The following is a 15,115-nucleotide window of genomic DNA, read 5'->3' on the forward strand; positions in this document are numbered from 1 at the left end:
CTGGTTAAGTCGGCTCGTAGACCCTTCTGTGGTGGCGGCTGCACGGCGCTATGGAGCGTTGAAATGCGGTTGGAACAGCGCCCCAAAGATCACGGGATCGGCGAACCATGCTTGACCTGCTTCCGTGTCCGCCTCTCGCCATTGCGAGGTCGCGTCTAAAGAGCCGGCCCAGCCCAGCATGACGTTCCGGCCCACTGGGGTGTTGAGGTCCCCACCAAGCTCTCTCGCAATCTCACGAAGCTGGTCTGGCGCGAGAAAACTGAGCTTAGTCAGCTGCACCGTATTAAAGGCAGGCGGGAACCCATCGACGGTCCAGCGTTGATCGGGGTGATCATAGCCATCGTCCTCAATACCAAGTTGCTCGTGGTTGAAGATCTTCAGCGACACGGCCTGCGCAGTCTCCTGGGCGGTTCCGCGGTCCATCACGCGATCAAAATGTAGCTCCGGGTTCGAGAGGTAATCGCGCCACTCGTCGGAGTTCATGGAGGTCGTTGCCTTCAGCAGTGCTTCGAAGGGTGCTTCGACTAGAGCTTCGAGCTGCTCCCTTATCGCCTCAGGCAAGATTGCTCGTGCGATTTGAGATGGGAGGTAAGCGACGGCAACGGCGCCGTCAGGCGCGCCAGCCATCGACCAAAGGTGCTTACGCGCGTACTCCTCCAGAGCCCTTTTGGCCCCTGACGTGTCGAGATGCTCAGGATAGTACAGCACCCCGGCCGCCACCTCCGCACTTACTTCCGGCCATGCCTTTAGCCCTCGATCAATGTCATCGATCCACCTTCGGCAGTAGGCCACCCTCGGCCCGTGAGCCATCCGATACCAGACCTGGGACAATCCGCTCCGCGCCGCAAGCCCCGCTTCATACGAAGCCACCTCCCCTTCGAGCCGCGTTCTCAGCGAGCTAAACACCAACGGGATCGACAGTGGACGCGTCTCGCCGCTGATGAGCAGGCGGGCTTGAAGAGCGGTGCCGGGCCGCGCATCAATCATCTCGCGATAAATAAAGTCTTCCACGCCATCGATGCTCGCTGGCAGATGGGCTTCAGTTGGCGCGCGTTTACCGAGGTAAGACTCTAGGACCAGATGCCGAGCCGCGTTGGTAGCCGGGTCGAACGTAAATTCTCCGCCCGAGTAGTGATTGACGTAGCTGTGCGCAAAGCTGTCGCCTGCAGCGTGCACGAGATATCCCGAAACAAACGCTCGGACGGCGTTGGACGTCATTGGCTCACCGTAAGTGCGTCCCCACAGGTGCTCCAGCCAAGCGTCGCTGCCTGTAACGACGCCGGCGGCGTTTTTCGCCACGCGAGGATGGATTATCTGCTGACCTGTAGCGATGTCTGGGTAGGCGTCTGGTCCAACCACGCCTGCGCGAAAGCGGTCGGGAGCTGCACGAAGAGCGGATAGGATTTGAGGATCGACTGCGTAGTCGCCCAATCGCCCTACGACCGCCCCCGTCCGAGGATCGACGCGCCAAATCGTGACTCGACCATCATCGAGCGCATCGCGTAGCGCGATTTCCGCAAGGGAGATGTGCGTGCTGGGTTTCCACGCCAAGGCTGCTGATGGTGCCCAAGTGAGCGCGGTTGCAAGCAATACAGCTACAGCGCGCCGCTTGTTGCGTTTGATTTTCGCCATCAGCTCGCCCCGCGTAAATAACGGCGGTCAATAGAGCCACAACCATTCGCGGCCGACAACGAATTTCTACTGCGGATTGCAATCACTGACCACTCAGCGATCGGTTTCGCCAGACGGCCTCCGAGCCGACTGCCGGGCCGCCGGCATTCCGATCCCGCCCCGCGGCTGGTGGGCCAAGCTCGAGCACTACAAACCTCTACCTCTCAAACCACCCCTGCCGAACCGAGCAGGCGCAACGTCGGCAAGAGCGCGAGTTGGAAAGCCAGCGCTGGGCGGCGGCGGAGACGGTGCGTAAGAAGCAGTCGGCCTACCGCGAGGCACAGGCGGCACTACGCGACCGGCTGGTCGCCCAGGCCGAGCGCCGCCAGCGCGCCGAGGCGGTCCGCGCCTATGTCCTGGCGGGCGATAGCTCGCCCGCGGCCCAAGCCGAGGACTACGCTGACTGGCGGTCCTGCGCCCTCAGCGAAGCTGACGGGGTAGTCCCCCTGTTGGACGGCTCGGCGCCGTTGATCGGTTGCCGCCGCTCGACGAGGGGAGGTGGGGCGGCTGGTAGCCGGGAGGGAGTCGAACCGGACGCGCACAACAGACCTTCTGGGCCCGACCGGAGGCTCCCCGGCGGAGACCGTTTCCCGTTGGACTGCCCCTACCCCACCCAGTCACGAACTTGTCTCCGGCCGCGCCCGGAGCAAACAGAGACAGTTTTCCGGCGATGTCTGCCAGCTAGGTATGTGGAGCATCCATAGTACCATTTGGCTCCAGTAGTCGGCGTTGAGCTGCCCAACTCAAGGGGATCGAAGCGTGGCGCTTTAGTCGTGAGATCGTTGTCGGATCGAGACGCGCGCTGAGGATTGCGGACTGAATGCCGGGAGCCAGAAAAACCCAGTCGAACTTACCGATGTCACTGAGAGGGGCCTGCGCCGAACGTACGCGGGGGAGTTGGCGCGCCAATGCCGGGCACGATGGTTTGAAGGCGACATGGGCCGCTCGAAGACGCTTGATTGCATCCAGCCTTACGGCCTTGGCCTTGGCCCCCGCTGTGGCTTCGCGATCTTCAAGCCATGTTCTGCCACCGCGCATTTTCATGCGGACCGGTATGGAGATGCGGACGTGGTTGAGGCGCGAAGCCTCGGCCAAAACCCTGTCGCCCAGCTGCAGCTTGGCCTCCAACTCGTTGACGTCCCTCAAACTCGCGTTGAGACGCCTGAGCTCGCTGAGCCTGAAAACTGCCTGGACCGCGTCGCTGTGAACCTCGACCCGCGTCACCACCTCTCTCAACATGCTCGTCGAGACCATTTCAGAATCCACGCCAGTCAGATCGATCAGCCGTCGACGTACCAGATCGTCCAACGGCCGGCAGGGCACCCTCGTGAGCGCATCGGCCCGGCCCGCGCCTGTCAGGCCAAGCGCGAGCTTGGGCGCTACATAGTAGCCGTAGAGCCGGCCCTTTCGCCGGGCGAAGACCGGCTTCATGCTCTGTCCCAGCCCATCAAAAAGCCGACCTTGGAGCGGCGCCCGTTCCAGGTTCGGAGCCCGTCGCTTCCAGGCCGCACTGCGATGGCTGAGAAGCGCTTGGACGGCGTCGAATGTGGCACGATCAACGATAGCCTCGTGGCGGCCCTCGTAGGTTGTGCCCTTGTGGCAGATGAGCCCAAGGTAGATCTTGTTCTGGAGCAGGTGACGCAGGGCGCCGCGACTGAACGGCACGCCTGCCCTCACAGCACCGCCGCGCGCTCGCCGGGATCTTGACCGGACGCCGTCTTCCATTAGCTTCTGCTGGAGGTCGTAAAACGATCGGCACTGTATGAGCCGCTCGAAGATCGAGCGCACCGCGACGGCCTCGGCCTCGTTCACCCGCAGTCTTCGATCACCAGAGTCGTCCGGCGGATCGTAGCCGAGCGGCACGACCCCACCCATCCACATCCCCTTGGCTTTGGAGGCCGCGATCTTGTCGCGGATCCGTTCGCCGGTCACGTCGCGTTCGAATTGAGCGAACGACAGAAGAACGTTGAGCGTCAATCGGCCCATTGAACTGTTGGTGTTGAACGCCTGGGTTACGCTCACGAATGCGACCCTCTGCTTGTCGAGCCGCTCCAAGATGCGAGCGAAGTCGGCCAGCGATCTGGTCAGCCGATCAACCTTGTAGACGACGACGGCATCGATGAGTTTCGCATCAATGTCGGATAGAAGCCTCTCGAGGCCGGGCCGTGCCATGCTGGCGCCAGAAAACCCGCCGTCCTCGTATCGTTGCCGAACAACCGTCCACCCCTCCCCGCCCTGGGACTTGATATAGGCTTCGCAGTATTCTCGCTGGGCGTGGAGCGAGTTGAAGGACTGGCTCAGTCCCTCCTCCGAGCTCTTGCGGGTGTAGACGGCGCAACGGACCCGATTACGGTGCTCCATGGCCGGCACCTGTTCGAAGGCCAAAGAAGCGCGGCCCATTCCAGCGCACCCCGGTGATCTCGCGCGCGATGGCTGAGAGGCTCCGGTACTGACGCTCGCGATATCGGAACCCGTCCCGCTCGGCGACCACCTCATGGATCACGCCGAGATATTCACGCGCGACACGGCTGCCTTCCTTGAGAGTTTGCAGGGTCGGCAGCGAGGCCGATTTTAAACGCCTTCGATCATCCCAGGTGAGATCGCCGTATTCCGCGGCCTGAAGACGCCACGCGATCAAATGGCGGAGAAGGCGCGAGGATCGCAGCGCGTGGGGTGGTGATCCCCATCGCTTTCGCCACTCAGCCCGAAGCTCCATCAGCGGCATCGTCTCAAGGCGGACCAGAAACGATTCCAGCTCATCGTTGACAGGCGTCATCACGCTCTCCCGAGGGGCAGAGGCACTTCGCTTTGACGACTAAACTATCACAAATGTCCAGCCATAAAATCCATATTTTGCAGTTACTTACACTACAAAACTGGAGACTAGTTGTCGGATGACTGGGTGCACCGCCACCGCCGCGGCCGCGCGGCGCTGGCCGGATTGCGACTAGATCCGGGTGGTCGCCAGAAACCGCTCGCGGTCGTGTTCGGTGCGCCGACGCACCTCCGCCAGGGCGTCCTTTTCGGTCGCCTCCAGCATCGCCTCGAAAAGACGGTGGAAGTGATCGCGCATGGCGGCGCGCGAGCCCTGGGCGTCCCGGGCCTTCAGCGCGGCGAGCACGGCGGCGTGCTCGTCCGTCCGGGCGTCCCAGTCGTGATGACAGACGCTGGCGTAGACCCGCTTCACGCGCGGCAGCTCGTTGCGCATCCGCCAGATCAGCTGGATGCAGTGCTCGATGACCGGATTGCCGGCGATGCGGGCGATGGTGAGATGGAACTGTCGATCGGCTTCGGCGGCTTCGGCGTCGCTGGCCGCGGGATTCGACATCGCCACCACGAGGTCCTCGAGTTCCTGGATCTCGTCGTCGGTGATGGCCATGGCCGCCAGCGCGGCGGCCTCGGCCTCGATCACCGCGCGCGCCGCCGTCAGGTCGAAGGCCGAGACATCCGGATAGTCGTCGGGCAGCGCGCGTGAGCGCGCCTGAACGTAGACGCCCGATCCCGTCTTGATGGCGATCAGACCCTGCGCCTCGAGCGCGATCTCGGCCTCCCGGATGGTCACGCGGCTGACCCCGAACCGCTCCGCCAGGTCACGCTCGCCCGGAAGACGCGAGCCGGTTGGAAACTCGCCGGAGTCGATCAAGCCGCGGATCCGCGAGGCGATCGATTGGTAGAGGCGGGTTTCCGACATTGTGGTGAGGGTTCCTGTGGGGTCGGCGATCCTTCGTAGAGCGGGCGGGACGGCCTCGGCAAGCCGTCCCGCCGGCATCCTAGAATCGGTACCGGGCGCCGAGATAGTAGCGCGGACCGTAGGTGTTGTATTCGCGCAGCGAGCCCGGGACCGGCATGTCGTGCAGACGGGGTTCGTCGTTCAGATTGGACCCCTCGAACATGAACGACAGGTTCCGGTTCACCCGGTAGGTCGCCCGGAGATCCCAGACGCCGGTGTCGCGGATGTAGCGGTTCTGGGCCGCCGAACCGGTGAACTTCTGATAGTACTGCGTCCGGTACTTGTAGATGCTCTGCACCTCGAACGGCCCGACCTCCCAGTAGAGCGATCCGGAGAAGACCTGGGACGACAGGCCGAACAGGCCGGCCGGCTTCACTATGCCGGGAGTGACGACGCCGGTCAGGGGATCGACGCGCTCGCCGAGACGCAGATCCTCGGTGCGGAAGTCCGAGTCGGCGTAGTTGTAGCTGGCTTTGAACCCGAGGCCGTCGAAGGGCGCCGGCAGGTTGGAGAACCGGTGGGCCGCGGTCAGTTCGAAGCCGATCAGCTTGCTGTCCTCGTCGGTGGTCGCGTCCTGGATGACGGGAACCGTCACGGACTGACCGTCGATGACGTAGGTCTCGTCGATCACGGTCGGGATGAACCCGCCGTTGAAGATCTTGCGATAGAGCGCCAGGCTGAGGATGGAGTCCGGGTTCGGATACCACTCGAGAGACACGTCGGCGTTCCAGGACAGCAGCGGTTCGGCCCGCGGATTGCCGTTGGCGGTGATGCTGGCGATCGCGTCCTCAACGTTCGCGAACGATGTACCGGGCTCCAGGTTCAGCGTCCGCCCGGCGCCGAGGCTGCTGGGATCGGGCCGGGACATGGCGCGGAACAGGCCGACACGCAGTTGCATGTCGTCGCGGACCTCGAAGTTGGCGTTCAGGCTGGGGAGCCACGCCTCGGAATCCGCCTCGATCGTCACCGTCTCGAAGTCGCCGGTGGGCACCAGCCGGATCGTGCTGTCGGGGTTGGCGACGACGTCGAAATCGCCGCGCAGACCGATCGAGGTCACATCGGTCTTCACATAGCGCAGGCCGACATTACCCGTAACCGGCGCCCCGAACAGCATGGTGTCGAACTCGCCCAGCACATAGGCGGCCGAGGTCTGTTCGGTGACGTCCCGGTTGCCGATGGCGCGGGTGTCGGGGTTGAGCCCGGTGTCCGGAACGCCGGTGATGGCCTCGAACAGGCAGCGGGCGTCGAACGTCGCCCAGCTGGTGATGGTGGTCCCGGTCGCGTTGGCGAGGAAGTCCTCCTGACCAAACTCGCGGCGGCAGGCCACGTTGGCGTCGCGGATCACCGCGGTGTTGGTGACGTTGGTTTCGACCCGGTCGTCGAGGTCGGCGTAGGTCAGTTCCGAGAACCGGACGCCGGCGCGGATTGCGGTCAGGACCCCGTCCATCTCGTAACCGCCATCGACCCGGATGGCCTTGATCTCGTTCTCGCGGATGAGCTCGTCCCGGCGGGCGCGGGCCGCGGCGCTGAAGTTCTCCCAGCGGTTCAGATCAAACAGGGGATTGACCGTGATGGTCGGGAGAATCCCGTTGCGGGCGTCGAAGGTGTAGTTGACCCGCTGCCCCCCGGTCTGGGCGGCGTTGGTGGCGATCACGCCCGGCACGACGGCGCCGTTGATGTCGCGAATGCCGGAGCGCATCCGCACCTGGCGATCCATTTCGCTGCGGTAGGTGCTGGAGTAGGACAGGTCGGTAGACAGGGTCAGCCGGTCCGATGGCTGCCACTCGACCCGCACGCCGCCGCCCTCATACTGCTCGTCGCGGATGCGGTAGGTGGGCGTCGATTCGATGGTGGTGTTGCCGGTGTAGGCCAGCAGGACGCCATCCTCGGTCACCACGCGATTGTTGGCGCCGCGCATGGTCTCGGAGAAGTTCAGATCGTTCCGCTCCTCGGTGTAGGTGCGGCGCGAGTTCTGGTAATCGACCGAGATCTCCAGGGTGTCGGTCGGCTGCCACTGGAGGGCGCCGAAGATCGCGTCCCGCTGGTCGTTCTCGACGAACTGGCGATAGGTCCGGCTGCCGGCCGTCAGATAATAGGGCGTGCCCGCCGCCACCTGGGCCGGGGTGACCTGTGAACAGTTGGACGTGGCCGAGACGGTCTGGGTCCCGTTACAGGCGACCCAGGTCGAGCTGGAGGTGAACAGTTCCTCGGGGTTGGTGCTTTTCAGGCTCTGGATGCCGAGCGATACGCCCAGACGCCCGGCGCCGCCGAGATCGAACTGATCGACATAGCTGGCCGTGCCGCGCCAGCCGGGGCCGGCCGGATCGTTCAGGCGGCTATCGTAGGCGGAATAAAGCGCCCGGCCCTCCAGCTGGATCCGGCGGCGGCCGAAATCGAGCGGCTGGATCGTCTCCATGTTGATGATGCCGGAGACCCCGCCCTCGACGAAGTCGGCCCGCTGGGTCTTGTAGATGGCGACGGTGTTGATCAGCTCGGACGGGAACTGGTTGAAGTTGACGGACCGGTCGCCGCTGCCGTTCGTCGCCTCGCGGCCGTTGAAGGTGGCGGAGCCCAGATAGGGGCCGAGACCGCGGATGGCGATCTCCGAGGCGCCGCCCTTCTCGCGGTGCGTCGAGGCGCCGGTGATGGTCTCGATGGCTTCACCGATCGACAGGGCCGGCAGGTCGCCGATGTCGTCAGCCGAAAGGACGTCGGCGACGACGGTTTCTTCCCGCTTGCGATCGATCGAACTCTGGATCGAAGCCCGGATGCCCGTGACCACGACTTCCTCGACTTGCGAGGGTTCGCCCGGATCCTGTGCGGCCGGCGGCGGGTCCTGGGCCCAGACGGCCGGCGCGGCGAACATCGCGGGCAGCGCGATCCCCCCCAGCAGGACGGCCCGCAAGCCGGGACGCAGAAAACGGCCGCGCGACGGCGCTTCGAGATGCCACATGAAAAATCCTCCCATACCCGACTTTGGCGAGCTTGAGCGCAGGCTTCATCGCTCCAGACCGCTTTGTCAACCAATTACATCTCTGTGGTCGAATAATTGGTCTGTCCCTTTTGAGGCGAGGTCGTCCGGATCGACGGCTCTGCCGTGGTTAAACACATCCAAGCTGCTGTTTTTTGTCGATATGTGCGAGATTGCCAGTCCAATTACACGGATTTGGCCTAACCAACCGGTTGACGTCGGTTGCGTCTCTGCTACCTATTCGGCCCAAGAGAGCCCCCGAGGCTCCGATGGGAGGAAGCGATGGCGCTACGCCAGTTGGCCGCTGCGGCGGCGACGATCGTCATGCTGGGCGTCGCCCACCACGTCGTGGCCGAGGACCGGCTCGTGCGCACGCCTTCGGAGTTCCCGGAGGCCATGCGCCGGAGCCAGCCCGGCGACCGCGTCATCCTCGCGGACGGCGAATGGCGGGATTTCCAGATTCTGTTCACGGGAACGGGCCGCGCCGGAGCGCCGATCACCCTGACCGGCCAGACTCCCGGCGGCGTGGTCCTGTCGGGACAATCGAATCTGCGCATGGCCGGAGAGCATCTGGTCGTCTCCAACCTGGTGTTCCGGGACGGCTGGTCGCCCACCGGGGAGGTGGTGTCGTTCCGTCAGAGCCGCACGCGGCGCGCCAACAACAGCCGGGTCACCGGCGTGGTCATCGACGGTTTCTCCAAGCCGCAGCGCGACGAGAGCGACAACTGGGTGGCGATGTATGGCCGCCACAACCGGTTCGACCACAACCAGTTGATGGGCAAGACCAACGCGGGCGCGACCCTGGTGGTTGTCCGCGACGCCGAACAGGGGCTCGAGAACCGGCACCTGATCGACCACAACTATTTCGGCCGCCGCCCCAACCTGGGATCGAACGGCGGCGAGACCATCCGCATCGGCACCAGTCACGATTCGGAATCGGATTCCTTCACCGTCGTCACCGCCAACTGGTTCGAACACTGTGACGGCGAGGTCGAGATCATCTCCAACAAGTCGGGCTCGAACGTCTATCGGGGCAATGTCTTCTTCGAGAGTCAGGGCGCCCTGGTCCTGCGGCACGGCGACGGCAACACGGTCGAGGACAACGTCTTCATCGGCAACGGCGTCGACAACACCGGCGGCGTCCGCGTCATCAACCGGCGCAATACGGTCCGCAACAATTACCTCGAGAACCTGCGCGGCCGGGGCTTCGGCAGCGCCCTGACCATCATGCACGGCGTGCCGAACTCGCCTCTGAACCGCTATGTCCAGGTCGATCAGGCGGTGATCGAGAACAACACCATCGTCGACGCGGCCGAAATCTTTCTCGGCGCCGGCATGGACCAGGAGCGTTCGGCGGCGCCGGTCAACAGCCGCATGGCCAACAACCTGATCGTCAACCGCGACGGCCGGGACCCGATCCGGATTCTGGGCGATATGTCCGGCATCCACTTCAGCGGCAATGTCCAGTCGCCCCCGCCCAACCACGCCCTGCCCGGCTTCGACGGGCGCGAGGTGACAGTCGCGCGCGGCCGCGGGCGCCTGCTGGCCCCCGAGGGGCTGGACGGCGTCGGCGCCCGGCGCGACCTGCAGTTCGTCTCGAAGAGCGCCGTGGGGGTCGACTGGTATCCGAAGGAAAGCCGCAGCGCCGCGCTGGACAGCGGGCGGGTTCAGGCCGTGCAGCCCGGCGAGGACACCCTGACCCGCGCCGTGCACGCCGCGGCCGCTGGCGACCGCCTGCAGCTCGAGGCGGGGCAGTATGTGGTCAACCAGGTTCTGGCCCTCGACCGCGCCCTGACAGTCCAGGGGCCCGCCGACGGCGAGGCCACCATCACCTTCTCACGGCCGACCCTGTTCGAGATCGAACGCGGTGGCTCGCTGAAACTGTCGAACCTGAACGTCTCCGGGGACGCCGCGCCGGACGCGGCCGGCAATGCGGTCATCCGGGCCCGCGAGGGCGCCGCCGGCTACCGGCTCGAAATCGACAACGCCCGCTTCCGGGACATGAAGGTCAACCGGGCCTTCAGCCTGTTCGCCGCCGGGCCGCGCACCTTGGCCGAGATGATCCGCCTCGAGGCCGTCACGGTCGAGGGCGCGACCGGCTCCGTCATCGCCGCCCACGCCGACACCCAGGACCTGGGCACCTACAACGCCGAACAGGTCGTCATCTCGGACTCGACCTTCCGGGACATCGCCGGGCCGGCCATCGATCTCTATCGCGGCGGCACGGACGAAAGCACTTTCGGCCCCCGCCTGACCCTGACTGGGTCAACCTTCGACCGGGTCGGCGCGACCGGCGTGGAGCCCGGCGCCGTCAAACTGCACGGGGTCCAGCGCGCCGAACTGACCGGCAACCGCTTCGTCGCCAGCGGCCCGGTGCGCTTCCACCGTCAGGTCGGCGAACCCCTGCTGATCTGGGCCGGCAATGAGGGCGCGGCGCTGGACAGCAACGTCGACGCCGTCGAGGCCGCCCGATGAAGCGCCCGCTTCTGTCCTTGGCCCTGCTGCTCGGTTGCGCCGCCGCGCCTCTGACGGCGGCGGCCCAGGCGGCGGCCCCCGTGGCGACACAGCCGGCGAGCGACATCGCCGCGCCGGTTTTGGTCTCGCCCTCCGACTGGGCCCGCATGGCCGAAGCGGCCGACCGCTATCCGATGTTCGCCGCCGAGCGCGCCCGCGTCGAGCGCGAGGTTCGCGCCGCCATGGCCGCCGGGATCAACGTGCCCCAGCCCCGCGACCTGGGCGGCGGCGTCACCCACGAACAGCACAAGGCCAACTACAAGCTCATCGCCGGCGCCGGCGCCCTGTATCGCCTCACCGGCGACCGGGTCTACGCCGACTTCGCCCGCGACATCCTGCAGGAGTACGCGGCCCTGTACCCGACCCTGGGTCAGCACCCGGCGGGGCGGTCTCCGGTCAAGGGCCGGCTGTTCTGGCAGGCGCTCAACGACTCCGTCTGGCTGGTCTACGCCTCCCAGGGTTACGACGCGATCCGCGACACCCTCTCGCCCGAGGACCGACGCCGGATCGACGACGACGTGTTCCGGCGCATGGCGGCCTTCCTGTCGGAGCAGAACGCCGCCTATTTCGACCGCATCCACAACCACGCCACCTGGGCCACCGCCGGGGTCGGCATGACCGGCTATGTGCTGCGCGATCCGGACCTGGTCGAGCGTGCGCTTCGCGGCACACAGCGGGACGGCGAAGCCGGCTTCCTGCGCCAGATCGATCTGCTGTTCTCGCCCGACGGTTACTACGCCGAGGGCCCGTATTATCAGCGCTATGCCCTGGCGCCGTTCGTCATCTTCGCCCGCGCCATCGAGCAGAACGAGCCCGACCGCGGCATCTTCGCCTATCGCGACGGCGTCCTGCTCAAGGCGGTCGATGGCCTGCTGCAGTCCACCTACGACGGCCTCATCCTCCCCCTGAACGATGCGATGCCCGACAAGGACATTCGCAGCGAGGAGATCGTCACCGGCGTCGCCATCGCCTACGCCCAGACCGGGGATCCGGGCCTGCTCTCCATCGCCCGGGCCCAGGGCCGCACCCTGCTGTCTCCCGACGGTCTGGCTATCGCCCAGGGCGTGGCCTCGGGCGCCGCCCGACCCTTCGCCTTCCGGTCGATGCAACTTCGCGACGGTCCCGACGGCGACCTCGGGGCCCTCGCCCTGCTCCGTGCCGGCGGGACCGACGACCAGATGCTGGTCATGAAGAACACCCAGCAGGGTCAGGGGCACGGCCATTTCGACCGCCTGAACTGGCTGTTCTACGACAACGGCAACGCCATCGTGCGCGACTATGGCGCCGCCCGCTTCCTCAATGTTGAGGCCAAGAACGGCGGCGGCTATCTCGAAGAGAACGAGACCTGGGCCGTCCAGACCATCGCCCACAATACGCTGGCGGTGAACAGCCGGAGCCATTTCGACGGCGACTGGCGGCGCGGCGAAGAGCACGGCACGACGCCGCTGCTGTTCGACTCCGGGAACGGCGTCCAGATCGTCTCGGGCCGCACCGCCGACGCCTACCCCGGCGTGATTCTCACCCGGACCCTCGCCCTCGTCGAACATCCGGACCTGGCCTTCCCCGTCGCCATCGACCTGATGCGCGCCGATGGATCGGAGCCGGCGATGTACGACCTGCCGCTGCATTTCAACGGCCACATCATCACCCGGGGTTTCGCGGCGGAACACGCCGTGACGGAGCGCCCGGTGCTGGGCGACCGCGCCGGCTATCAGCACCTGTGGGTCGACGCCCGGTCCGGGGCCGAAGACGGCGATCGCAGCCTGACCTGGCTGCTGGACGGCCGTTTCTACACCTATCGCTTCGCCGCCTCCGCCCCGACACAGGCCCTGCTGGTCGAGAGCGGCGCCAACGATCCGAACTTCAACCTGCGCCGGGAGCAGGCCCTGATCCGACGCATGGAGGGACAGCCGGACGCCAGCTTCGTCGCCGTGCTGGAGCCCCACGGCGCCTATGACGGCTCGGCCGAGACCGTCACCGGATCGACGAGCCGGATCCGCAGCATCGAACGCCACCGCGGCGATGCCGCTGAACTGGTCATCGTCACCCTCGCCTCCGGCAAGACGGTGGCGCTGGGCGTCGCCGACGAGATCGGCGCGGGAACCCGCCACATCGTCCGCGTCGGCGGACAAACCTATCAATGGACCGGCCCGTGGGCCCGGTTCGACCGGGAGACGACGCGATGAAATCCCACTTCCGCTGGGTCGTTATCGGCCTGATCGCCATCGCCACGGTGATCAACTACATCGACCGCAACGCCCTGGCGGTGATGTGGCCCGAGATCGCCGCCGACATCGGCGCGACCAAGGAAGACTACGCCGCCCTCGTGACGGTGTTCATGGTCTTCTACGCCATCGGCCAGTTCGCCTTCGGCAAGCTGTTCGATGCGATCGGCGTCCGCCTCGGCTTCGCCCTGTCGATCGGCGTCTGGTCGATCTCGATCGCGCTGCACGCCGTGGCCAATTCGGTGACGTCCTTCGCCATCTTCCGGGCCATGCTCGGCATCAGTGAAGCGGGCGCCTGGCCGGGCGCGGTCAAGGCCAATGCGGAGTGGTTCCCGCCCTCGGAACGCGCCTTTGCCCAGGGCATCTTCAACGCCGGGGCCTCGATCGGCGCCATCATCTCGGCGCCCCTGATCGCATTCCTCTATCTGGCGCTGGACTGGAAGGGCACCTTCATCCTGATCGGCGCCCTCGGATTCCTGTGGCTGCTGCCGTGGCTGATCATCTACCGCGCCGGTCCGAAACAACAGGCGATGGCCGACGCCGCCGCCCGGGTTCTGGACAACCCCACCGCCGCCGCCCAGGCGACCGAGACGCCCGCCGCCCCGGTCTATGTTCCCAACGTCCGGCAACTGCTCGGCCACCGTCAGAGCTGGGGCGTGATCCTGTCGCGCTTCTTCCTCGACCCGGTCTGGTGGCTGTTCGTGTCCTGGCTGCCGATCTATCTGGCCGAGACCTTCGGTTTCGATATCAAACAGATCGGCATCTTCGCCTGGGTGCCGTTCGTCGGCGCCGCCATCGGCAGCCTGGGCGGCGGCTGGCTCTCGGGTCAGCTGATCAAGTCGGGCCGCAGCGTCAACATGGCGCGCAAGCTGTCGATCACCGTCGGCGGCGCGATCATGGCCCCCTGCCTGATCGCCGCGCCCTTCATGACCGAGCCGACCGCCGCCGTGCTGGTCATCGCCGGCGTCCTGTTCGGCTTCCAGATCGCCATCGGCAACATCCAGACCCTCCCGGGCGATCTGTTCGACGGTCGCTCGGTGGGGTCGCTGGCCGGGGTCAGCGGCATGGCGGCGGTGGCCGGCGTCCTGATCACCACCTGGCTGGTGCCGGCGATGACCAAGGTCTCGTTCGGACCGGTCTTCCTCCTCGTCGCGGCGCTCGTGCCGCTCTCGCTCATCTCTGTCTGGTTCGTCACCGGCCGCATCGCGCCGGTCGAGCCCAAACTCTCCGTGTCAAAGGATTCCTGAATGCGCTTGCAAGACAAGGTCGCCATCGTCACCGGCGGCGGTCGCGACATCGGCCGTGAAGTCTCACGGGCGCTCGCCGCCGAGGGCGCGCGCGTGGTCATCAACTTCGCCAACGACGAGGCCAGCGCCGCCGAAACCCTGAAGCTCGTCCAGGACGCCGGCGGGCAGGCCATCATCCATCGCGCCGACGTCTCGACAGCCGCCGGCGTCGACGGGCTGATCGCGGCCGCGCGGGCCGCCTTCGGCGACCGCATCGACATCCTCGTCAACCTGGCCGGAGGCATGGTCCAGCGCCGCCCGCTCGCCGAGATCGACGAGGCCTTCTTCGACACGGTGATGAACCTGAACCTGAAGTCGGCCTATCTGACGACCCGGGCGGCCGTTCCCTACATGGGATCCGGCTCGACCATCCTGAATTTCTCGTCCCAGGCGGGACGGGACGGCGGCGGCCCCGGGGCCTCGATCTACGCCACCTCCAAGGGCGCGATCATGACCTTCACCCGCGCCATGGCCAAGGAGCTGGGCCCCCAGGGCATCCGCGTCAACGCCCTGTGCCCCGGCATGATCGCCACCCGCTTCCACGACACCTTCACCAGGGATGAGGTGCGCAAGACCGTCGCGGGCAGCACGCCTCTGCGCCGCGAGGGGCGGCCGGAAGAGGTCGCCGCCACCGTCGCCTTCCTCGTCTCCGACGACGCGGCCTTCATCACCGGCGCCAACCTCGACATCAACGGCGGCCTGGCCTTCTCGTGATGTC

The 15,115-nt window shown here is 66.1% G+C and carries 9 protein-coding genes; 4 read left to right on the forward strand and 5 right to left on the reverse strand.

The features are described 5' to 3' along the window. Positions 1 to 48: 48 nt before the first annotated feature. The 5 genes from HNQ67_RS07895 to HNQ67_RS07915 all read right to left on the reverse strand — a co-directional run bounded on the left by HNQ67_RS07895 (position 49) and on the right by HNQ67_RS07915 (position 8,354). Entirely contained in the window at positions 49 to 1,632 is a 1,584-nt protein-coding gene (locus HNQ67_RS07895; protein WP_183254165.1) for a hypothetical protein, read from the reverse strand. A gap of 720 nt (positions 1,633 to 2,352) precedes the next feature. Beyond that, on the reverse strand, positions 2,353 to 4,032 hold the full coding sequence (locus HNQ67_RS07900) for a recombinase family protein (protein ID WP_183254168.1): 1,680 nt from the start codon (positions 4,030 to 4,032) through the stop codon (positions 2,353 to 2,355). Continuing rightward, positions 4,019 to 4,447, reverse strand: coding sequence for a DUF2924 domain-containing protein (locus tag HNQ67_RS07905; protein ID WP_183254170.1), 429 nt, complete (start codon positions 4,445 to 4,447; stop codon positions 4,019 to 4,021). The genes HNQ67_RS07900 and HNQ67_RS07905 overlap by 14 nt, the downstream gene beginning before the upstream one ends. A gap of 171 nt (positions 4,448 to 4,618) precedes the next feature. Continuing rightward, the gene (locus HNQ67_RS07910) at positions 4,619 to 5,362 is read right to left on the reverse strand and encodes a FadR/GntR family transcriptional regulator (RefSeq protein ID WP_183254172.1); all 744 of its coding nucleotides are present in this window, start codon (positions 5,360 to 5,362) and stop codon (positions 4,619 to 4,621) included. 79 nt (positions 5,363 to 5,441) lie between these two features. Then, positions 5,442 to 8,354 carry a TonB-dependent receptor gene (locus tag HNQ67_RS07915; RefSeq protein WP_221247805.1) on the reverse strand — a complete coding sequence of 971 codons (2,913 nt, stop codon included), beginning with the start codon at positions 8,352 to 8,354 and terminating at the stop codon, positions 5,442 to 5,444. Positions 8,355 to 8,654: 300 nt separating this feature from the next. On the opposite strand from HNQ67_RS07915, the gene HNQ67_RS07920 reads away from it, so the two are divergent. From HNQ67_RS07920 to HNQ67_RS07935, 4 genes are read left to right on the forward strand one after another with little or no spacing between them, the layout of a single operon-like run. After that, a complete protein-coding gene (locus HNQ67_RS07920) occupies positions 8,655 to 10,847 on the forward strand; it encodes a polysaccharide lyase 6 family protein (protein WP_221247806.1) in 2,193 nt (730 codons plus the stop codon). Continuing rightward, complete coding sequence (locus tag HNQ67_RS07925; protein WP_183254174.1) at positions 10,844 to 13,072, forward strand: heparinase II/III domain-containing protein; 2,229 nt, start codon at positions 10,844 to 10,846, stop codon at positions 13,070 to 13,072. The genes HNQ67_RS07920 and HNQ67_RS07925 overlap by 4 nt, the downstream gene beginning before the upstream one ends. Further along, on the forward strand, positions 13,069 to 14,358 hold the full coding sequence (locus HNQ67_RS07930; RefSeq protein WP_183254176.1) for an MFS transporter: 1,290 nt from the start codon (positions 13,069 to 13,071) through the stop codon (positions 14,356 to 14,358). Before HNQ67_RS07925 ends, HNQ67_RS07930 begins: the two co-directional genes overlap by 4 nt. Further along, positions 14,359 to 15,111 (forward strand): SDR family NAD(P)-dependent oxidoreductase, encoded by a 753-nt coding sequence (locus tag HNQ67_RS07935; RefSeq protein WP_183254178.1) that lies wholly within the window; start codon positions 14,359 to 14,361, stop codon positions 15,109 to 15,111. Positions 15,112 to 15,115: the final 4 nt, after the last annotated feature.

It is taken from the genome of Brevundimonas basaltis (assembly GCF_014202075.1).
Classification (GTDB): domain Bacteria; phylum Pseudomonadota; class Alphaproteobacteria; order Caulobacterales; family Caulobacteraceae; genus Brevundimonas; species Brevundimonas basaltis.